Here is a 20,840-nt window from a genome sequence, read left to right as displayed (position 1 = left end):
ACAATCTTTTGAATCTTTGGATGTCTGTTAACGGGGGATTATGCAGGATATTTTTGAGTTTCTATCTATCGTCAACAGAGATTTCTCAGGGATTCTTTCCTTTCTGGTCGCTTTTCTGCTCCTGATCGTGACGACAATTTACGTTCTCCAGACGAAAAAGCAAGTCGAAGCCACTCTTCTTGCGGTGAGGAAGAGTTCGTTGCCTCAGCTTGTCGTCGAATACGATTCGGGGCATTTGTCGGAGGTGTTTAACGAGCGCGGAAGAAGACAGCTTAGCTTTAATTGTTCTATTACAAACTACGGTCAGGACCCCGCGCTTTCCATCTATTGTTTTGGCGAGGCGAGGCTTCAGAACGGAACCGATTCGAACAAGGCTGTGGCTGCCAGTCATGATTCTGAGTTGATTGCAGGGCTTAAAGGCGGGGATGAAACAAGTTTTTCTATTGTATTTGAGACCGCGGAGATAGAAGCCATTCTGAATGATCTATCTATCACGCACAAAAAGAATATTCAAAGGCTTCAAAATGGCGGGCATGAAGAGCCCTTTTCCGGCGTGATTATTGCCGTGATGGTTGTTTATGCAAATTGCTTCAATGAGCTCAGCTTTTCGGAAACGCTCGTTGAGCTCTCGTGGTTTAATCCGGACAATTTGAACGATCTTGAGAAATCGCCGAATCGCAACAAATATACGGTTCCCCCAAATCAGCTCAAGAACGATTTGGGCTATACCCCGATGACGATAAATCCGCGTTTCACTCCTGCGCGGTATGGGAGTATCACCGAAGAGGAACTAAAGCTGTTGCTTACTAAAAGGAGCGACCAGCTGACACGAGTTTGCGCAAGAGAGCTCAACATTTAAGGCCCGAAGGATAAAACGATTCGATAATGACGAGCGAGGTTCATATCGTGAAAGCGCAGGTATCATGAGTTCTTCTTATAGCGAGTTGAAGGAACTTAGCGACGAGGAACTGATTGCTCGACACGACAATCATGCGAGAACAACATCGGTGGGCGTTAGTTATTACCTTGACGAACTTGCAAGGCGTGAATCTGGGCGGATAAACGAGTCTATGCTGAAATGCACCAAATGGATAACGGCCATGACCACAGTAATGCTTGGGGCCACTATCGCCAACGTGATCCTTGCTATTGTTCGGTAAGCAATTGCCTAAAGGGCAACGAAAGCCCTTTTCATTTGCAAGTGCTAGCCGGCATTGTTAAACGTTTCCACATGACGTTATATATCTTTTCGCCATGATAAATAATCATTTTACGAATCAGAGTCACTGCCACGCGCACACTGGAGAAGTCGCTTCTACAACGTTGCGAAAACTCGCGGATTCGTCAGACGGAGCAAGCGAATCCGCGCTTCAACATCAGAAAAGGCTGGGGCAGTATTGGGCCGCCTTCAGCATGATGACTTGCGCCGCCCAGTCGTAGCCGCGCAAAACCTGGTTGTTGGAATTCGTGCAGATTCCCATGAGGTACATAATGCCGGAGCTTCGCTTGTCCTCGTTGCTGCCAACTGCGCGGACATACGAGTCGATGCAGTCAGAAAGCATCTCTGCGCCGTATTGCTCGCCACGCCTGCCTGTTCCGATATGGGATTGGATGACGGTTACGGCCGAGCTGATGGCCTGTTTGGCTTCGGCGGACATGGGCTCGCCGAAGGTCCGCCTGTAGAACACGTCGAAGTGGTCGCCTGCGTTGCTGCCCGATTTTGCTGCCAAAAAGCTTCCGAGGATTCCCATGGTCGTCCTTTCGTCGGTTGTGTGCTGCAACCATGGTAAAGGAGGCGTTGCCTGGCCATTGGGCAATGGGCGGGGTAGCGGCAGGACGAAAAAAGGCAGGTCGTGCGACCTGCCTTTCGATTACGCTTCGGGTGGTTCCTATTACGCCTGGGCGCCCAGCTTGACGGCGTCGATGTTCTTCTGAACGTATGCCGCTTTGCGGGCGGGAACCACGTGGCGGATGGCTTCCTCCAGGGTTTCCGCAGAGCAGAAGCTGGTTTCGGCGAACAGTTTGCCCACCAGCACGATGTTGGCCAGGCCTTTCAGCCCCGCCTCTTCGGCCATCTTGGTGGCGTTCAGCGTGAAGATCTTGACGTCGTCACGCTCGGGAACATGGTTCACCAGCGACTCGTCGATAAGCACGATGCCGCCGGGGACGACCTCGTCGATGAACTTATCCACGCTGGGCTGGTTCATGGCGATCAGCACGGTGGGATCGGTCACCAGGGGAGACCCGATGGGGTCGTCGGAGATGATGACGGAGCAGTTGGCGGTGCCGCCACGCATTTCGGGGCCGTAGGATGGCAGCCACGAGACCTCGTGGTTGTCGATCAGGGCCGCATGGGCCATGACCTTGCCTGCAAACAGCAGGCCCTGGCCGCCGAAGCCGGCCAAAACGACGCGCATCTCTTCCATTATTGCGCACCTCCCTGAGCCTTGTTCATGGCATCCTGCACTGCAGCCTTCGACGAGATGGCTCCACGCAGTTCTTCCGACAGGTTGTCGACCACGATGGGGCAGTCGACGGCGCGGGCCGCCGCTGCTTCAGCGGCGTTGGCGAAGCCTTCGGCCTTCACGTCGCGGTACACGCCCAGCGGGTAGTAGGGCAGCATGTTCTCGTCCATCCACTTGAACGCGTCCGTCGGCGTCATACCCCAGTTGGTGGGGCAGGTGGAAACTACTTCGACCAGAGAGTAGCCGACACCGTCGATCTGGTTCTGGAACGCCTTCTTGATGGCGCGCTTCGCCTTGCGGATGTTCTTGGGCGAATCGCAGCAGACGCGCTCCAGGTAGGCGACGCCGTCCAGGGTGGACAGCATCTCGCAGACGCGCACGGGGTAGCCGGCGCTGGAGACGTCGCGGCCGTACGGGGAGGTCTGCGTAATCTGGTTGGGCAGGCTGGTAGGGGCCATCTGGCCGCCGGTCATGCCGTAGATCGCGTTGTTGATGAAGATGACGGTGATCTTCTCGCCGCGGGTTGCCGCATGCACGGTTTCGGCCATGCCGATGCTGGCCAGGTCGCCGTCGCCCTGATAGGCGAACACCACATTGTCAGGGTTCACGCGCTTGACGGCGGTGGCCACTGCGGGCGCGCGGCCGTGGGCGGCTTCGATCATGTCGCAGGCGAAGAAATCGTATGCCATGACCGAGCAGCCGACGGGGGCGATGCCGATGGTCTGGCCCTCGATGCCGAGCTCGTCGATGACCTCGGCGACCAGACGGATGACGATGCCGTGCGTGCAGCCGGGGCAGAAGTTCGTGACAACGGGCAGCAGCGACTTCGGGCGTTCGAACACGACTTTCTCTTCACGTTCTTCCATCGTTACTCACCTGCCTTTCCGCTCATAGCGCGTAGTTTGTCGAGCACTTCGGCGGGCGTCGGGATGACGCCGCCGGTGCGGCCGAAGAATTCGACGGGTGCCTGGTCGTGAATGGACAGGCGCACGTCTTCGATCATCTGGCCCATGTTCATCTCCACGGACAGGTACTGCTTGGCCGTGGAGACGGTTGCCGCCAGTTCCTTCTCGGGGAACGGCCACAGGGTAATGGGGCGGAACAGGCCTGCCTTGATGCCTTCCTTGCGAGCGGCGACCACGGCGTTGCGGGCGATGCGTGCGCAGGCGCCGAACGCCACGACGACGATTTCCGCGTCTTCGACCTGGAAGGTTTCGGCCAGGGCCTCGTCACGCTTGATGGTCTCGTAACGCTCGAAGCGGTCGACGACGGTCTGCTCCAGCTTGTCGGCCACCAGGTACAGCGAGTTGACCACGTTGTGGGTGCGCTGGCACTTGGTGCCGGTGGTTGCCCAAGGCTTTTCGGGCAGGTCGGTCTTCTCCTCGGGAAGCTCGACCGGCTCCATCATCTGGCCCAGCATGCCGTCGGCCAGAATCATGACTGGCGTGCGGTACTTGTCGGCGATGTCGAAGGCCTTGTAGGCGTAATCGGCCATTTCCTGCACGGTGGCCGGGGCATAGACGACCATCTGGTAGTCGCCGTGGCCCAGGGCACGGGTGGCCTGCCAGTAGTCGGACTGCGAGGGCTGGATTGATCCCAGACCCGGGCCGCCACGCTCGACGTTGACGATGACGCCCGGCAGGTCGGCACCGGCCATGTAGGAAACGCCTTCACTCTTGAGCGAGATGCCCGGCGAGGACGAGGACGTCATGACGCGTGCGCCTGCGGCGGAAGCGCCGTAGACCATGTTGATGGCGGCGATTTCGCTTTCGGCCTGCAGGAAGGTGCCGCCGATCTTGGGCATGCGCTTGGACATGTACGCGGCCAGCTCGGTCTGCGGCGTGATGGGATATCCGAAATAGAAGCGGCAGCCGGCGCGCAAGGCTGCTTCAGCCATGGCCTCGTTGCCCTTCATGAGGACTTTCTCAGACATCAGATCACCTCCAAACCTTAATTGCAACGTCGGGGCACATGGTTGCGCATGTGGCGCAACCGGTGCAGCGCTCCTGGTCGGTGCAGTGCGCCGGGTGGTACCCCTTGTCGGTGATGCGAGTGGCATCGAGTTCTACGATGTGCATGGGGCACACGGTGGTGCAGAGCCCGCAGCCCTTGCAGAAGAACTCATCAACTTCTATTCTTGCCATATGGTTCCCCTTTGACGGTAATCTTCGGCATTCCTGAAAGCAGGCGATCGGACGACGCCTTGCGACGCCGGTGGGATGCCTTGCCCGATCGCTTTACTCCCATGGAGTGCGAACATACATCTTGACAGAATACCTGTTTTCTACCGCAGATATGTCGACATTCGGAGAAGCGGTCGTGCAAACCAGGGGAAGCATCGCCTGGTTTGCTACTTCTTGGGCATATGCGATGCCCTCCGCGATGGTCTCGGCGGTCGTCGACGCCTTGAGATGCGAGTTGTTGACCAACGCCGTGGCTTTCAGGCGGGCCGCGGCCTCCACTTCGCGCAGGTTCTCCACGGCGTCTGCCGGATTCTGGACCAGGTTCCTGAACTTGTTAAGCACATAGAAGACGGCGTGGTCACGCTCGGCGATGTTTCGGGAGAAGCGGCCGAGGGCCGTGGCGCCTGCGTCGTCGCCGCCCACGTCCAACAGCACGATGTGGTCCTCGCCGGCTCGGTTGATGGCCGGGATTATCTTGCCGGTCAGGCTCGGGACGTCAAGGCTCGAGCCGGCCTCGGCGAACACGGGGGCGATGAGATTGACGCCGTGTTCCTCCAGAAGCGTTCGGCTTTCCGTCGCGCGGAAGTAGGGGTTCACCACGTCCAGGTCGACCAACGTCACCGAACGCCCGCTCTGGACCAGGTCCAGAGCAAGGTTCAGCGAGAAGTTGGTCTTGCCTACGCCGTAGTGACCGACGATGACGGTAATCGGCTTGACAGCCTGCAGCAATGTTTCCGGAATATTCGCCATTACACCAATCCGTCGATGTTCTTCTCGGCATCGTTCTGGCGGATGGCCACGCGGCGGATCTTGCCGTTGACCGTGCGCGGCAGCTCGTCCACGTACTCGATGATGCGCGGGTATTTGTAAGGAGCGGTGTTGCGCTTGACCCAACGCTGCAGCTCGGCGGTAAGGGCGTCGCTGCCCTTGAAGCCGTCGGCCAGCACCACGGTCGCCTTGACGGCGAAGCCGCGGAGCGGATCGGGCACGCCGGTGACGGCGCATTCGCGAACGGCATCATGTTCGAGCATGACGCTCTCGATCTCGAAGGGGCCGATGCGGTAGCCGCTGGATTTGATGACGTCGTCGTTGCGACCGACGTACCAAAACAGGCCGTGCTCGTCGCACCAGGCGGTGTCGCCGGTGTGGTACCAGCCGTCATGAATGGCCTCGGCGGTCTTTTCGGGATTGCGGTAGTACTCCATCATGATGCCTGCAGGGCGCGGGTCCATCTTGATGCAGATCTCACCGGTCTCGCCGGTCTTGCAGCGGGAGCCGTCTTCGCGCTTGATCTCCACCGTGTACAGCGGGCTCGGACGACCCATGGAGCCGGGCTTCGGCACCGAGTTGGTCAGGTTTGCCACGGTGAGCGGGGTTTCGGTCTGGCCGAATCCCTCGAAGATGGTAAGACCCGTCTTCTCTTTCCAGAATGCGAACAGGTCGGGGTTGAGGGCCTCGCCTGCGGTGGTGGAGTATTCCAGCGACGACAGGTCGTACTTGTCGAAGTCGGCTTCCATCATCAGGCGGTACATCGTGGGCGGGCAGCACAGCGTGGTGATGCGGTAGCGGGCGATGAGCCCCAGGATCTCTTCGGCGTGGAAGCGGTCGAAGTCGTAGGTGAACACGCAGGACTCCATGATCCACTGGCCGTAGAACTTGCCCCAGACGGCCTTGCCCCAGCCGGTGTCTGCGATGGTGAAGTGGACGCCGTGGGGACGCACGTTGTGCCAATGCTTGGCGGTGACGATGTGTGCGATGGCGTAGGACGAATCGTGCAGCACCATCTTGGGGTTGCCGGACGTGCCGCTGGAGAAGTACATCAGCATGGGGTCGGCGGCCAGCGTGTCGCGGCGGGCGAACTCGTCGTCGGCTTCGCGGACGCCGGTGTTGAAGTCGATCCACCCCTCGCGCTGGGCGGGCAGGGTGCAAACCTTGTCGGGGCCGCTGAGGTGCCTGCCGATGGGCGTGTCGCAGATGGGGTCGCCCATCTCGTCCAAAGGCGTTTTGCCACCGCCGCCGCCTGCCACCAGGAAGAGCTTCTCAACGCTGGGACATTCAGGCACGGTATTGTCGATGATGTCGGCGATGTCTCCCACATCGGTTGCCACGATGGCTTTGATGGAGGCGCCGTCCAAACGGTATTTAAGGTCGTGTTCCTTCAGCATGAACGTTGCCGGGACCATGACGCATCCGATTTTCGCAAGGGCCAGAGCCGTGAACCAGAACTGGTAGTGGCGGCGCAGGATGACCATCACGTAATCGCCGCGCTTCAGGCCGTGGTCGGTGAAGAAATTCGCCGTCTTGTCGGACCACTTCTTCATGTCGCCGAAGGTGAAGGTGTGCTCTTCGCCTTCGGGGTTGCACCAGACCATGGCGCGACGGCCGGGCTCGTGGCCGGCGATTTCGTCGACGATGTCGTAGCCGAAGTTGAAGTTCTCGGGCCACTGCGCGGTGATTTTCCTTACGCGATCGAGTTTGTCGTAGCGTTCAGTAAGGTAACGTTCATTCAGATTCAGCATGGTTTTGTTTTCTTTCGTAATGAGAGGGTTGTTAGCGGGCATGGGCACAACACACCAACTGCCACGCCTCTAAAAGCGTGGTCAGGGGTGCTGTGTTTCGGCGCCGACGCAAAATAACAAGCGCGGCGCCTAGATAATGCCTGCGTTCCCTTCGGGCTTCATTACGATAGCGAGGAATACGACTGGCTCGCCTTCGATGGCAATCATGCCGTGGCCTTTGCCGGAGTCGTACATGAGAAGGTCGCCGGGACCGAGTTCTTCGATGGCGACATCGCCGCCGTCTTCGTATGCGAAGCGCATGCGGCCGGAGATGATGTAGTCGAGCTCCTGGCCCTCATGATAGGAGAGGTGGATGGGCTTGCCCTGCTCTTCCTCCTCGTAGGGTTGGGTAACCAGGAACGGTTCAGCCAGGCGGTGCCTGAGGTTCGGTGCCTTATGCAGGTATTCGAAGCTACCCTTGCGCTGGATGGAAAGGCCTTCGCTCTTGCGAACGAGGGAGCATCCGGTCAGGTGCGGCGTTTCGCCCGTCAGCAACTCGACGACGTCAACGCCCAGTTCCTTTGCGCATTTGTGCAGGAACGTGAAGGAAAGATCCGTTTCTCCCGATTCCTGCGCCGCGTATTCGGCAAGGGTGCGGCCCGTGGCAGTTGCCATTTCCTGCATGGACAGACCAAGATCCTCGCGGAGCGCACGGATGCGATCTGCGGCTTGCTTGATGTTGGTGATCTCCATGTGTTGGCCTCCTTTAAAAACTATAGAGCCATGATACCGTTTTTCATAAAGCGTTGGATGTGTTTTTTCGAATCACCACTTTTACACACTAAAGCGCTATCGGTCCTTATCGATGCATGTGCTTCGGTTTAAAGGTGTCCGAGGGAGGCCTGGTGCACGGCAAGCTGACACCGGTTTGTTACGCAGGGCCTTTGAATATTACACCGCGGTAGCGATTCGGTCGGTATTCGGTACGAGGTGGTACGATGTACCCAGAAACTTGGTGCGGCACGCAATGATGTAGGAGCTGCCGACACCTCGCCACCATATGGAGGAACGTGCATGGCAACCTATCCGAACAACAGCAACGGCAATTCGCAAGGCGTTATCTCCCAGGTCGTTTCGACTGGGGCAGATGCCGTCGTTCGCGCGACAAAGGCTGCCAACCGGGCCGTTTCCTCCCTTGACTTCGACGGGTTGGGCGCTACGCTTGCGAATGCTGCGCAGCACGCCATTGACCAGGTCAGAGGGTATTCGCAGGCTCCCGTCCGCTCGCCTTACGTCATCACGCCGAAGCGCACGGGGCTGGTGGGCGGCCTTCAGGTTGCGGGCGGAGTCGTCCTGCTGGCCACGGCCGTCAGCTCGCTGGTGTTCTCGCTCATCTTCACCCAGATCAACGGCGTTCTCGCTGCCATGGGGTTTCTTTCTACGGCCGCATTCGTGGCAGGCGGCGTTGCTCTGGTGTCCCGCGGCACCGACACCTTCGGCCTTGGTGCCTATATAGATAGGATTGCCTACGCGTTGGCGGACCGCCTTGTCGTTCCGGTGAGGGAGCTTTCCGTGGCGACGGGCATCCCCATGCTGAGGCTTCGCAAGATCCTCAAGCGCGCCTTGAGCTGCGGATCCATACCGCAGGGACGCCTGGAGGGCGACGGCGTGAACGAAACGCTGTACCTGACCAGTGCTTCCTACAACGCGCATCTTCAATCCCAGGCGAACATCCAGAAGGCGCAGGCCTATGAGCAGGCCCGCCGGCAGGCCGATTCCCAAATGCCCGACGATGCCCAGCGCGTCGTTTCGGCGTGCCAGCGTTTCGCGATGTCCATGATGAAGGCATCGGAGCGCATCACCCATGAGGACACGCGCCGCCGCATGGCCGATCTGACCGACCGCATCGCCCGCATGTCCGAGGCCGTGCGTAGCCATCCTGACGTGGCCCCGAAGCTGGACCGCTACGTTGAATACTATCTACCCACCACCGAGAAGCTTGTCAACGCCTATGCCGAGCTCGATGCTGTCCAGGCGACGGGCGCCAATGCCGACGCGACGCGCCAGGAGGTCGACGAGATGCTCGACCTGCTCACGTCCGCGACGGATAAGCAGCTGGACGACCTCCGCCTGGATCAGGTATGGGACGTGTCCGGCGACGCGTACGTAATGCGCACGATGCTGAGCCAGGACGGTTTGACGGGCCAGCGTTAAGGCAATTCGGTATCAATCGCCGTTTCAGGTGCAACTTTGGAAAGGAAAGAACAGATGGCAAACGAATTCGACTTCAACCAGGACGGAAGCATACCCACTCCGAAGCTTGAGTTCGGCACTCCCGTTCCCGCTGCCCCTGCGGCCCCCGAGGTCACGCCCACGACCATCATGCCGGCGCCGCCCGAGGGCTCTGCTCTTACGGCCGAGGAGCGCGCCCAGGTCACGGAATTCGTGAAGCAGATTGACCTTGAAGACTCGTCCGCCGTTCTTTCCTACGGCGTCGGCGCCCAGCACAAGGTGGCCGACTTCTCCGAGCGCGCCCTTGAGAACGTGCGCACCAAAGACCTGGGGGAGATGGGCCAGCAGCTCTCGACGCTGGTTGTCCAGCTTGGCAAGATGGGTCCCGACGAGGAGGAGCAAGGCGGTTTCCTGGGCCTGTTCAAGAAAGGCCGCGACAAGACCGCCGCGCTGAAGGCCAACTACAGCACCGTCGAAGCCAACGTGCGCGAGATCTCCAACCAGCTTGAGGCGCACCAGCGCGAGCTGCTGAAGGACATCGGCGTTCTGGACCGCATGTACGAGCTGAACGCAGCGTACTTCAAAGAGCTGTCCATGTACGTGCTGGCGGGCAAGGAGAAGATTGCCCAGGTCCGCGCATACGACATTCCGGCCGCCATTGCCAAAGCCGACGAATCCGGCAAGCCCGAAGACGCCCAGGCCGCACGCGACTTGGCCGTCAAGTGCGACCGCTTCGAGAAGCGTGTCTACGACCTGGAGCTGACCCGCGAGATCGCGCTTCAGACGGCGCCGCAGATCCGCATGGTCCAGGCAAGCGACGCGCTTATGGCCGAAAAGATCCAGAGCACCGTGGTGAACACCATCCCGCTGTGGAAGAACCAGATGGTCATCGCGTTGGGCGTTGAGCATGCCAACCAGGCCGCTGCGGCGACGCACCAGGTAACGGAGATGACCAACGAGCTGCTCAGGCGCAATGCCGACGCTCTGAAGACTGCTACGGTGGCGGCTGCCCGCGAAAGCGAACGCGGCATCGTCGACATCGAAACGCTGCGTCACACCAACGAGCAGCTGATCGCCACGCTGGACGAGGTCATGCAGATCCAGCGCGAAGGTTCTGAGAAGCGCGCTGCGGCCGAGGCCGAGCTCGCCCAGATCGAAGGCCAGCTGCATCAGAAACTCATCGAGGCTGCAAAGTAGCCTGAACCTGCTTGAACACCGGGGCGCGTCGCATAAACGGCGCGCCCTTTTTTTGTTGTGTGCAGGGCCTTAGCGGGGTGGCGGTCGGCTCTTTCGTTCCCTGGAAAACAATTTCGAATCGTCCCTTGACGACTATTACGAAATATGTAATATTACAAATAACGATACAACGTTTTACGTAATAGAAGGAGTGAAATCATGGGACGAGCGGCGAAAAGCGGAGCACTTACCGAGTCCGTCTTCTATATTCTTCTGCGGCTTCACCGTCCGGCACATGGGTACGCCTTGATGAAGGAGATCTCGCAGATGACGAACGGCCGGGTCAATCTGGGTGCAGGGTCTTTGTACGGAGCGTTGGACGCGTTGCAGAAGAAGGGCTGGATTAAGGCGTTGGACGAACATCCGACGGACAGAAAGGTCGAGTACATAATCACGGATACAGGTAAGCAGTTCTTTGAGAAGGAACTTGATCGTTTGGAAGAGATGCTGACGAACGCATCGAATATGAAGGAGGCGACCGATGAGGACGACCGTTAAGAAAGCATTCTTGGATATCCAGAAAGAGCAGGAATGGCTCAACGAGCAGGGCAAGGACGGACGCCTGCTCATCGGGTACGACAATGGCGTCTACGAGTTCGAAGATGTGGCCCCCGCTCAGTTTCACTATGCAGTCGACCTGCCGAAGTACTCTGGGTCCAAAAGGAAGGAATACCTGGCTTTTCTGGAGCAAAGCGGAATCACCGTCGTTGCCGAGTACGCGGACAGGGTGTACCTACGGAAAAATGTGGCTGACGGCCCCTTGGATTTGTATACCGACAAGAAAGACATCGAGCGGCACCTTGGGAAAAGCTACTCGCATTTCTTCACAATCGGCGCACCGCAGCTCGCGATTGGATCGGGGATGCTTGCCTACACGCTGCATGAATTGAGCCCTATCAACGTGACAGACCTCTTCCCGATTGCGGTCGAGGTCGGGCTGATTATCTCCGGCACCGTGTTCTTGATTCTCGGCGTGCGCAAATACAGGGAGCAGCGTGCTGCCGCCCGTACGGATTCTCTTTGGGAATAGGGGCTGACGTATCTGCCCCAGCAAGCTTGCGGCGCCTTCGCCCGTCCCGTTTAAATCGTGGGGGAAGGCGCCTTCGCCGACAGTTCGGGTGCCAATCGGGTATCCTGTCTCCAAGAAACATGTCTACGCATGGCTTTGATTGCTGCAACAATGGATCGAGGAGGATTCTGGCAATGAGCATCATTCGCGACATCGATTTGGCGCCCTCTGGGGAGAACAAAATCGAATGGGTGAAAAGGAACTGCCCGCTTCTGAGGAGTTTGGAAGAGGACTTCAGCCAAACCCAGCCTTTTAAGGGGATTCGCATCGCGCTATCCATCCATCTGGAGGCGAAGACCGCATACCTGTGCAAGGTCTTGGCCGCGGGCGGCGCCGAGATGTTCGTGACGGGCTCCAACCCGCTCTCCACGCAGGACGATGTCGCGGCCGCCCTGGTCAAAGCCGGGCTGAACGTGTTCGCATGGCACGGGGCCACGGACCAGGAGTACAACGCGCACATCAAGGAGGCGCTGTCGCATCACGCGAACATCATCATCGACGACGGCGGTGATTTGGTCCATATGCTGCACACCGAGATGCAAGACGAGCTGCAATACGTGATCGGCGGCTGCGAAGAGACCACCACGGGCATCGTCCGCCTTACGGCCATGGACAACGCAGGTCAGCTGCGTTTCCCCATGGTGAAGGTGAACAACGCCGACTGCAAGCACCTGTTCGACAACCGCTACGGCACGGGCCAGTCCGTCTGGGACGGCATCAACCGCACCACGAACCTCATCGTCGCAGGCAAGAACGTTGTCGTGGCCGGCTATGGCTGGTGCGGCAAGGGCGTGGCCATGCGCGCGAAGGGCCTGGGCGCCAAGGTGGTCGTCACCGAGATCGACCCCATCAAGGCCATCGAGGCGTATATGGACGGCTTCGAGGTCATGCCCATGAACGAGGCGTCCAAGATCGGCGACTTCTTCGTCACCGTCACCGGCTGCAACGGGGTCATCACCGAGCCCGACTTCATGGTGATGAAGGAAGGCGCAATCCTGTGCAACGCGGGCCACTTCGACGTGGAAATCGACATGAAGCGCCTGCGCGAGATCGCCGTCGAGGCGCGCGAGATGCGCAACAACATCATGGGCTACACGCTGCCCAACGGCACGCACGTGTACGTGCTGGCGGAAGGCAGGCTGGTGAACCTGGCCGCCGGTGACGGGCATCCCGCGGAGATCATGGACATGAGCTTCGCCATCCAGGCGCTGTCCGCGAAATACCTGGTCGAGCACCAGGGCACGCTGACTGAAAAGCTCATCGACGTGCCGCGAGAGGTCGACCTGGAGGTCGCGCACAGGAAGCTGGCCTTCCTGGGCATTGAAATCGACACGCTGACGCCCGAACAGGAAGCGTATCTGAACAACTCGACGATTTAGGCCGCCGTCGCAAGAGGGTAGAGGAGTGCCGATGAATACCCTGATCAAGAACGGTCTCGTTCTGCTGCACGGAGAGTCCGGATGGACCTGTGAAAAACGCGATGTCCTCATCGCCGGTAACCGCATCGAACGCATCGCGCCCGATGTTGAGCCGCAGGATTGCACGGTCATCGATGCGACGGGAATGCTTGCCATGCCCGGGCTTATCAACGCGCATACCCACGCCTACATGACGTTCCATCGCAACTACGCGGACGACATGGCCTTTTTCGACTGGCTGGACAAGGTGCAGGTGCTTGAGGACTACATGACCGAGGAAGACGTCTACTGGGCGACGTTGCTGGCCGCCTGCGAGATGATTCGCAGCGGCACCACCTGCTTCGTGGATATGACGATCAAGTCGGCCCAGGAGACAGACGGTCCGCGCTCCGCGGCGGCAGGCGCCGTGCGCGACAGCGGCATGCGCGCGGTCATTTCCCGCGGCCTTGCGGGCGTGGCCGACTCCGAGGAGTCCATCATGAAATTCGGCCAGGCCGTGCGGGAAATGGAGCTGTTCAAGGACGAAAGCCGGCTCCAATTCATCCACGGCCCCCATGCTCCGTACAGCTGCATGGCCGACTACCTGCAGAAGCTTACGCAATCGTGCAAGGAGCGTGGCATCGGCCAGACCATACACCTGTCCGAGAGCCGCACCGAGATGGCAGGCGTTGCGGAAGATCACGGCACCACGCCGATCCAGTACGTCGACGGACTCGGTGTCTTCGACGTGCCGGTAATCGCCGCGCATTGCGTGTACGCGACCGACGAGGACATCCGCCTTATGGCGGAAAAGGGCGTGAGCGTTGCGCTGAACCCCAAGAGCAACATGAAACTGGGCAACGGGTTCGCGCCTGCCCAGAAGTTCCTGGATGCCGGCATCAACGTGTGCCTGGGTACGGACGGCTGCGGCAGCAACAACAGCTTGAACCTGTTTTCCGAGATGAACGTCGCGTCGCTTGTGTACAAAGGTGCCACCGAGCAGGCGCAATGCGTGAGCGCCGCCGACGTGCTGCGCATGGCGACGTTGAACGGCGCAAAGGCGATCGGACGTGAAGGCGAGCTGGGCGTACTTGCAGAAGGCGCCTTGGCGGACGTGATTCTGGTCAATCTGAACGAACCCCAGTTCATGCCGGCGAACAACATCGTTTCGGGTCTTGTGTATTCCGCCAAAGGCAGCGAGGTGGATACGGTCATCGTCGACGGTGAGCTGCTTATGGAGCACCGAAGGCTCGTGAGCATCGACGAGGCGAAGGTGTTCGAAGAGTGCCGCGCAATCATGGAGCGGTTGGACGCGCAAGTGCAAGAGCGCCTGTAACGGCGGCGGGGATTTTGGGACGGAGCGATTGCCAATGGGCCATACGGTTGTGATCGGCACGACGTTCGTGGATGTCAAAGGGGTTCCGAAGGGCGCATACGACCCGCAGGGCCGCAATGTGGGCGATGTCAAAATCGTTCACGGCGGGGTGGGGCGCAACGTTGCCGAGAACTTCGCGAACGTTGGCAAGCCGGTCTCCTTCGTGGGTACGATGGAGGATTCCGCCTTCGGTCGGGATGTTCGGCGGCGTTTGCTCGAGCGCGGTGTGAATCTGGACCATGCGCCGCAGGCTTCGGACAACGGCATCGGCATGTGGCTGGTCATCCTCGACGAGAACGGCGACCTTGCCGGGTCCATATCCAAAATGCCGGAGCTGGACCTTCTGGAAGAGCACCTTTCGCGCGAAATCGACACCATCGCGGCCGGGGCCGACGCGATTGTTCTGGAGTTGGACCTGAACGAGCGCATCGCCGAGGTGGTCGTGGACGCGGCGAAAAGGCATGGCAAGCCGCTGTACGCCATCGTGGGCAACATGAGCGTCGTGCTCAGCCGAAAAGACCTGGTCAAGCAGACGGATTGCTTCATCTGCAACGTGATCGAAGCCGCCAAGTACTTCGGCTTGGGCGCGCTGGCGGACTATTCGCCGACCCAGATGCTGGAGTTCCTGCCCGATGCTGCTTCTCGGGAGGGCATTGCCTCCATGGTCGTCACTATGGGCGCCGAAGGTGCGGTCTATTTCGACGGACGCGCCGGCAGCGCTGGCATCTGCCCGCCGTATCCCGCCAAAATGGTAGACAGCACCGGTGCCGGAGACGCGTTCTTCTCGGGAACGGTCATGAAGCTTGTCGAAGGGTGTGTGCTGGCGGATGCCGTGGCTTTCGGTGCCCGCCTTGCATCGGCGACCATCGGAAGCGAAGAAGCCACCTGTCCTGTCGGCGGCGGTTTCTAAGCCATCGCCCCGACGATTGCAACAGGGTGTCCGCCGCGGCAACGACTCCGCTTGAGCCGCAGAATGGTGGCTGAGCGACAAGCCAGAATTGTGCGGAGGAAGGGTTATGCTGCGGAAATACAACCTTGGTTTCGAATGGCGCGGACTGGTGCTGTTTTTAGCCGTCATGGTGCCGAACTTTATTTGGTTTGCGATTCCTGCGCCCAATGACATATTGAGAGCAGATTCGTTGACGCCCGAGATAGACTCTGTAGCCACGGTGTGTCAGATCGCTTTTGTTCTATGCCTTTGCCTTTTGATGCGGGTGGATCAAAACCCGTTTTGCCTGAACCGGACGACAAAATGCACGGTAGCTTCGGTGTTGTTGTATTACGTTTGCTGGGCCTTGTACTATCAAGGAGTTACGGGCGCAGCGGTCATCTTGGGATTAACGCTGTTCCCGTGCATTGCATTTTTACTATTCGCAGTTGACAGGCGTAACACCGTTGCCGTGATACTGATAGTTCTATTCACGGCATGCCACCTTGCACATACGTTCATGCATTTCATAGCGTGACGAATCCGAATCTGCACGGGGGTGGGTCGGACTTAGGCCCTGTGCATTGCCTTCATATCGTCAAAAAAAGGCCAGGCGGGCGCCTGACCTCTTGATGTAGAGCGTGTTTTGCGGGCTTACGCCATGACGAAACCGGCGACGATGTACATCACAAGCGTGATGGCGGTTACGATGCCGATGTAGGGCAGCTGGGCCACGGCGTAGTCGACGTTGTTGATTCGGCAGGCCGATGCCGACAGCAGCGTGACGTCCGAGTAGAAGCAGGCCTGTGCACCGAAGCAAGCTGCGGAAATGACAGCGCCGAGGGTCAGCGGAATGCTGGCACCGGTGGCAGCGGCCAGAGGCAGGATGATGGGCGTGCACACGGCGGGGATGCTCCAGATGTTCGCCGTTGCGAAGCAGACTAGGCCGATCAGCACGAAGGCGATGGCAGGCAGCCAGGCGGCGTTCATGAACGGGGCGGCGACTTCGATGAGGTAGTCGGGCAGGCCGATCAGGTTGATGGAGTTCCTGAAGAACAGCGAAGTGACCAGAACGGCGGCGATGAACAGCATGTCCTCGAGGCCCTTGTAGCAGGCGTCGCAGAACTTGCCCAGGCTCATGGTGCGGGTGGGCAGGTAGGTGATGAAGCAGGTGAAGATGCCCAAGGCGACGCCGTAAAGGATGTCGCCCAGCCAGATGGTGCTGACGATGACCACGGCCATGGGAACGAGGAACGCCCACAGATGCGGCTCGGCGGCTGCTTCCTCTTTGGCCTTGTCGTCGGTGATCGCGCCGAGGACCTCGCCCAGCTCGCCGCTCTGGTTCTGAGCCGCGCTGGACTCGGGCCACAGAGGACCGCCTGCGGCTACGCGTTCGTATGCCTTCTTAATGCCGCCCATCTTGGGCACGACGCCCAGAATGACAAGCAGCACGAAGATGACGCACAGGAACGGGTAGAAGAAGTACGGCATGATGTGGTAGTAGATCTCCATGGCGCTGCTGCCGACAACGGCGGCTTCGGCCTGCTCGCCGAAGATGCCCGAGAAGAACACGACCCACGCGGAGATGGGGATGATCAGGCAGACCGGCGCCGAAGTGGTGTTGATGATGTAGCACAGCATCTCGCGGGGGGTCTTGTGCTCGTCTGCCAGGGGCAGCACGGTGTTGGCGGTTACCAGGATGGACAGGTAGTCATCGATGAAGATGATGATGCCGCACAGCCAGGTCAGAAGCAGAACCTGCTTCTGGGACTTGACGTAGTTGCGGGCCCAGTTGCCCATGGCCGTCGCGCCGTTCGATTGCCTCAGCAGTTGCACCAAGCAGCCGAACAGCAAGCAGATGATAACGATGTAGTTGTTATCCCAGTCGCTTGCCGCATCGACGATGGCGTCCATCGTGGGCATGAAGAAGCCGGGGCCGTAATAGAACATATAGCCCATCAGGCCTGAGAGCATGATGCTCAGAATGCACTTCCTCGTGACAAACGCGAATACGAAGAAGCTCAATGCGGGAATCAAGGTGATGATTCCTAGATTGCCTCCGTCCACAGTTCCCTTCCTTTTCTCTCCAGTTTGCAGTTTCCCTTTATAACTTCCCTAGAATTCCGACCTCTAGGTTGTCAACGTGTTGCAGGCGCTCGGCAATGGCTGCCATGCGCTTCTCGTCCGGGGCCTCGAACTCCCGCTGGCTCCGGCCGACGTTTCTGGCTTTGCCGACCCCCAGATTGTGGTAGGGCAGCAGGTTCACCTGGGTGATTCCCAATTCCCTGTACAGCTCGGCAGTGCGCTCGATCATGTCTTCGTCGTCGTTGACGCCTTTGATGAGCGGCATGCGCATGACGATCTTGCTTCGCGTGCGTTCGTCGGCTGCCAGAAGCCTCAGGTTGGCCAGGATCGTTTCGTTTCCAACGCCCGTGTACTCGCGGTGGACCTCGTCGTCGATGGATTTCAGGTCGTAGAGCACCGTGGTGACGCTGTCTTTGGACGCCAGGTCCAGAAGCGCCTCGGCATCGCCGTAGCCTGTGGTATCGATGCATGTGCTGATGCCGCGGCGTGCAGCCTCGTCTATGAGCTCGCCCACGAACGCGGCGTGCGTCAGCATCTCTCCGCCGCTGATGGTGATGCCGCCGCCGGTGTTGTCGTAGAACTCCTTGTCCTGCTCGGCGTCGGCCAGGATCTCGTCGATCGTCATGGGTTTGGCAACGGCACGAAGCGCCTTGGCGTAGCACTGGTCGGCACAGGCCAAACACAGCGTGCACGAAGCCCTGTCGATGACGACGCCTTCGTCAGAATCCATGCGGATTGCTCCGACAGGGCACACGTTCACGCACTCGCCGCAGCCTATGCAGTTGTTCGGCGACTGGATGAGCTGCTGCTCGAAGCTGATGAGCTCGGGGTTGTGGCACCATGCGCAACGCAGAGGGCAGCCCTTCAGGAACACGGTCGTCCGTATACCCGGGCCGTCCTCGATCGAGAACTTCTGGATGCTTCCCACCAGTGTGCTGTCGGCGTTGCGTGTCATGCGGCGCTAAACCCCTGCGGTATTCTATCTGGACAGATGCGGCGTGCGCCGGATGATGGTGTCCTGGGCCTGTTTGTCCAGCTCGGTGAAGTACGCCATGTAGCCGGCGACGCGGACCATCAGACCGCGGTGCAGCTCGGGGTGCTTCTGGGCGTCGATCAGCGTGTCGTTGTCCACGACGTTGATCTGGATATGTTCGCCGCCGTTCTGGAAGAAGGTCTTCACCACGCCTTCGATGATGTCGATGCCTTTCTCGCCCTGGACGCCCTTGGGGTCGAAGCGCAGGTTGAACAGCGCGCCTTCCTGCAGGATGTCCTGGTCGATGGCGGCCACAGACTTCACCGTGGAGGTGGGGCCGCAGATGTCGCGTCCCATCATGGGCGAAGATGCGTCGCACAGCGACTCTCCGGCCAGACGTCCGTCAGGCAGCGCGCCTGTTACCTGGCCGTGGGGGAGGTTCATGGTCTGCGAGTCGATGCCGAAGGCGTAGTGTCCGCCGCGGGCGTCGGGCCACTGCTGCACGGTTTCGGCGATATGGTGCATCATCTCGCGGTATATGGCGTCCACATGGGGGTCGTCGTTGCCGTATTTCGGAGGCTTGTTCAGCAGCATCTGGCGAAGACGCTCCTGACCTTCGAAATTCGTGTCGCAGGCGCGGATCAGCTCCTCCATCGTCAGGTCGTGGTCCTCGAAGACGCACTTCTCGACGGCGGCGATGGAGTCCGCCAGGTTCGCCGCGCCTGTGACGTACATGCCTGCCGTGGATACGTTGGCGCCGCCGTGCTGGACGGACTTGCCGTTTTCGACGCATCCGCGGGTGACCATGGACGCGAAAATGACGGGGTAGCGGTTCATATGGATGGACTGCATCAGGTTGTAGCCGATGCGGATCTGGTCGTAGGCGTGGACAATCTGCTTCTTGAGGGCGTCCTTGAACTGTTCGATGTTCTTGAATTCGCGGGGATCGCCCGTGCGCAGGCCCATGAGCTTGCCTGTTGCCGGGTCGACGCCGTCGTGGAGCACGAACTCGATCATCTTGCCCATGTTCACGTATCCGGCGTCAGGCGAGCCGTCGGTTCCGCCGCCGCCGGGGCCGGCCTGGATGCATCCGACGATGGTCCAATCGCGGGCGTCCTCCAACGTGCCGCCCTTGGCAAGCGCCATCTTCATGGCGGTGGCGTCGTTGAAGAAGCCGGGGTTGGCCTGGCCTTCCTGGGTCATCTTGCAGCCGAAGCGGATAAGCTCTTCCGGTGTGGTGTCGCACACGCGCAGCGCCATGACGGGCTGCGTGGTCTGCAGGGCATCGGCGGCCTCGAGGCACAGCATGGACAGGTCGTTGGATGCGTCCTTACCGTCTCGGGTCTGTCCGCCCACCACCAGGATCTGCCACATGGGGTAGCCCGCGAACGACGTGGCGTACCAGCTGTCGCGCACCTCGTACACCTCGCAGGATTTCAGATACAGGCTCTCGAGAATCTCCAAGGCCTGGTCGCGGGTGATGTTCTTCTCGTCGATGACATCCTTCTTGTAGAAGGGCCACATGTACTGGTCGAAGCGTCCGAAGCCGATGGCGGTGGTGCACACTTCGATATAGAACGCCACGTGGATGAACCACACCATCTGGCAGGCCTGCCAGAACGTTTGCGGCGGGTTTTCGGGAACCACGCGGCAGTTTTCGGCCATCTGGCGCAGTTCTGCGGCACGCACGGGGTCGTCGCAGGCGTCGGCCAGCCGGTCGGCTTCGTCGGCCATGCGGTGGGCGTAGGTGATAAGCCCTTCGGACTGGATGATGCAAGCCTTCCAGAAATCGACCTTGGCCTGGTCTTCCATGGTCTGCGGCACGATGGCGTCGATGTTGCGCTGGCACTCGTCGATGTAGCCGCGGATGCCGACAGCCATGATCTTCTCATGGTCGCAGGTGGTTTCGCCGGACACGCCGTTCTCGAGGCCCACGCACAGGATGTCGTCGGATTCAAGCTCCTTGATGTAGGCGGGCATGGCCTCCTCGGCGACGTCTTCCATGGCTTTGCCCTCCCAGTAGGGAAGGGTGGCCAGGATGGTTTCGCGGTCTTCGGCGGAAATGTAGTAGGGGTCCTTGGTGCGGGTCTGGAACTCGTCGATGTCGCTTATATACCAAGAACTGGATTGGAACTCGGGGTGCAGGTTGGCGCCGCGGTAGGCGTTCGTGGCGGTGCCCACGATGAGCTCATCGTCAAGCACGAGGGTGGTCATGCGCTCGAGGATGTAATTCACGACCTTCGCGCGGAAGATGGGCACGGCGTCGCCCGCGAACTTCTGGTACGCCTCGGTTTCGAGCACGAGGCGCTCTGCGGTGATCGACGGGATGGTGTTGAAGTACCGGTCCCGCATCCTCTGAATCCTCGGTGTAAGCATAAGCCCTCCAAAACAAAACAACC

General features: G+C 59.7%; 19 protein-coding genes. 8 read left to right on the top strand and 11 right to left on the bottom strand.

Annotation, left to right across the window (positions count from 1 at the left end; translation table 11 throughout):
• The first annotated feature begins 40 nt into the window (after window positions 1-40).
• Entirely contained in the window at window positions 41-859 is an 819-nt protein-coding gene (locus SHEL_RS08635) for a hypothetical protein (protein WP_012798885.1), read from the top strand.
• A gap of 517 nt (window positions 860-1,376) precedes the next feature.
• Here SHEL_RS08635 and SHEL_RS08625 read toward each other — a convergent pair.
• From SHEL_RS08625 to SHEL_RS08590, 8 genes are all read right to left on the bottom strand, one after another.
• Window positions 1,377-1,751 (bottom strand): hypothetical protein, encoded by a 375-nt coding sequence (locus SHEL_RS08625; protein WP_012798883.1) that lies wholly within the window; start codon window positions 1,749-1,751, stop codon window positions 1,377-1,379.
• Window positions 1,752-1,892: 141 nt separating this feature from the next.
• Window positions 1,893-2,426 (bottom strand): 2-oxoacid:acceptor oxidoreductase family protein, encoded by a 534-nt coding sequence (locus SHEL_RS08620; protein ID WP_012798882.1) that lies wholly within the window; start codon window positions 2,424-2,426, stop codon window positions 1,893-1,895.
• Window positions 2,426-3,331, bottom strand: a complete 906-nt coding sequence (locus SHEL_RS08615) for a thiamine pyrophosphate-dependent enzyme (RefSeq protein ID WP_012798881.1) — start codon at window positions 3,329-3,331, stop codon at window positions 2,426-2,428. Before SHEL_RS08615 ends, SHEL_RS08620 begins: the two co-directional genes overlap by 1 nt.
• A gap of 2 nt (window positions 3,332-3,333) precedes the next feature.
• Window positions 3,334-4,398, bottom strand: a complete 1,065-nt coding sequence (locus SHEL_RS08610) for a 3-methyl-2-oxobutanoate dehydrogenase subunit VorB (protein ID WP_012798880.1) — start codon at window positions 4,396-4,398, stop codon at window positions 3,334-3,336.
• Window positions 4,399-4,402: 4 nt separating this feature from the next.
• On the bottom strand, window positions 4,403-4,609 hold the full coding sequence (locus SHEL_RS08605; protein ID WP_012798879.1) for a 4Fe-4S binding protein: 207 nt from the start codon (window positions 4,607-4,609) through the stop codon (window positions 4,403-4,405).
• A 93-nt stretch (window positions 4,610-4,702) separates the two neighbouring features.
• The gene (locus tag SHEL_RS08600) at window positions 4,703-5,398 is read right to left on the bottom strand and encodes a nucleotide-binding protein (RefSeq protein WP_012798878.1); all 696 of its coding nucleotides are present in this window, start codon (window positions 5,396-5,398) and stop codon (window positions 4,703-4,705) included.
• Window positions 5,398-7,167 carry an AMP-binding protein gene (locus tag SHEL_RS08595; RefSeq protein WP_012798877.1) on the bottom strand — a complete coding sequence of 590 codons (1,770 nt, stop codon included), beginning with the start codon at window positions 7,165-7,167 and terminating at the stop codon, window positions 5,398-5,400. The genes SHEL_RS08600 and SHEL_RS08595 overlap by 1 nt, the downstream gene beginning before the upstream one ends.
• Window positions 7,168-7,296: 129 nt before the next feature.
• The gene (locus SHEL_RS08590) at window positions 7,297-7,899 is read right to left on the bottom strand and encodes a helix-turn-helix domain-containing protein (RefSeq protein ID WP_012798876.1); all 603 of its coding nucleotides are present in this window, start codon (window positions 7,897-7,899) and stop codon (window positions 7,297-7,299) included.
• A 321-nt stretch (window positions 7,900-8,220) separates the two neighbouring features.
• On the opposite strand from SHEL_RS08590, the gene SHEL_RS08585 reads away from it, so the two are divergent.
• From SHEL_RS08585 to SHEL_RS08555, 7 genes are all read left to right on the top strand, one after another.
• On the top strand, window positions 8,221-9,360 hold the full coding sequence (locus SHEL_RS08585) for a 5-bromo-4-chloroindolyl phosphate hydrolysis family protein (protein ID WP_012798875.1): 1,140 nt from the start codon (window positions 8,221-8,223) through the stop codon (window positions 9,358-9,360).
• Between the two features lie 54 nt (window positions 9,361-9,414).
• Complete coding sequence (locus tag SHEL_RS08580) at window positions 9,415-10,575, top strand: toxic anion resistance protein (RefSeq protein WP_012798874.1); 1,161 nt, start codon at window positions 9,415-9,417, stop codon at window positions 10,573-10,575.
• A 198-nt stretch (window positions 10,576-10,773) separates the two neighbouring features.
• Window positions 10,774-11,112, top strand: coding sequence for a PadR family transcriptional regulator (locus SHEL_RS08575; protein WP_012798873.1), 339 nt, complete (start codon window positions 10,774-10,776; stop codon window positions 11,110-11,112).
• Window positions 11,096-11,644 (top strand): DUF2812 domain-containing protein, encoded by a 549-nt coding sequence (locus SHEL_RS08570; protein ID WP_012798872.1) that lies wholly within the window; start codon window positions 11,096-11,098, stop codon window positions 11,642-11,644. The genes SHEL_RS08575 and SHEL_RS08570 overlap by 17 nt, the downstream gene beginning before the upstream one ends.
• 173 nt (window positions 11,645-11,817) lie before the next feature.
• Window positions 11,818-13,062, top strand: a complete 1,245-nt coding sequence (locus tag SHEL_RS08565) for an adenosylhomocysteinase (protein ID WP_012798871.1) — start codon at window positions 11,818-11,820, stop codon at window positions 13,060-13,062.
• A gap of 31 nt (window positions 13,063-13,093) precedes the next feature.
• Window positions 13,094-14,416: an amidohydrolase family protein gene (locus SHEL_RS08560; RefSeq protein ID WP_012798870.1), complete on the top strand. Its 1,323-nt coding sequence runs from the start codon at window positions 13,094-13,096 to the stop codon at window positions 14,414-14,416.
• A gap of 34 nt (window positions 14,417-14,450) precedes the next feature.
• Window positions 14,451-15,365, top strand: a complete 915-nt coding sequence (locus tag SHEL_RS08555; protein ID WP_012798869.1) for a carbohydrate kinase family protein — start codon at window positions 14,451-14,453, stop codon at window positions 15,363-15,365.
• A gap of 672 nt (window positions 15,366-16,037) precedes the next feature.
• Here the strand turns inward: SHEL_RS08555 and SHEL_RS08545 are convergent.
• Genes SHEL_RS08545 through SHEL_RS08535 form a run of 3 tightly spaced genes read right to left on the bottom strand, consistent with a single transcriptional unit; the run spans window position 16,038 to window position 20,817 of the window.
• Window positions 16,038-17,450, bottom strand: a complete 1,413-nt coding sequence (locus SHEL_RS08545) for a Na+/H+ antiporter NhaC family protein (RefSeq protein WP_012798867.1) — start codon at window positions 17,448-17,450, stop codon at window positions 16,038-16,040.
• Between the two features lie 37 nt (window positions 17,451-17,487).
• The gene (locus SHEL_RS08540; protein WP_012798866.1) at window positions 17,488-18,423 is read right to left on the bottom strand and encodes a glycyl-radical enzyme activating protein; all 936 of its coding nucleotides are present in this window, start codon (window positions 18,421-18,423) and stop codon (window positions 17,488-17,490) included.
• A gap of 24 nt (window positions 18,424-18,447) precedes the next feature.
• Window positions 18,448-20,817: a glycyl radical protein gene (locus SHEL_RS08535; protein WP_012798865.1), complete on the bottom strand. Its 2,370-nt coding sequence runs from the start codon at window positions 20,815-20,817 to the stop codon at window positions 18,448-18,450.
• Window positions 20,818-20,840: the final 23 nt, after the last annotated feature.

This window comes from Slackia heliotrinireducens DSM 20476 (assembly GCF_000023885.1).
Lineage (GTDB): Bacteria > Actinomycetota > Coriobacteriia > Coriobacteriales > Eggerthellaceae > Slackia > Slackia heliotrinireducens.
This window is presented reverse-complemented; position numbering and strand designations above follow the sequence as displayed.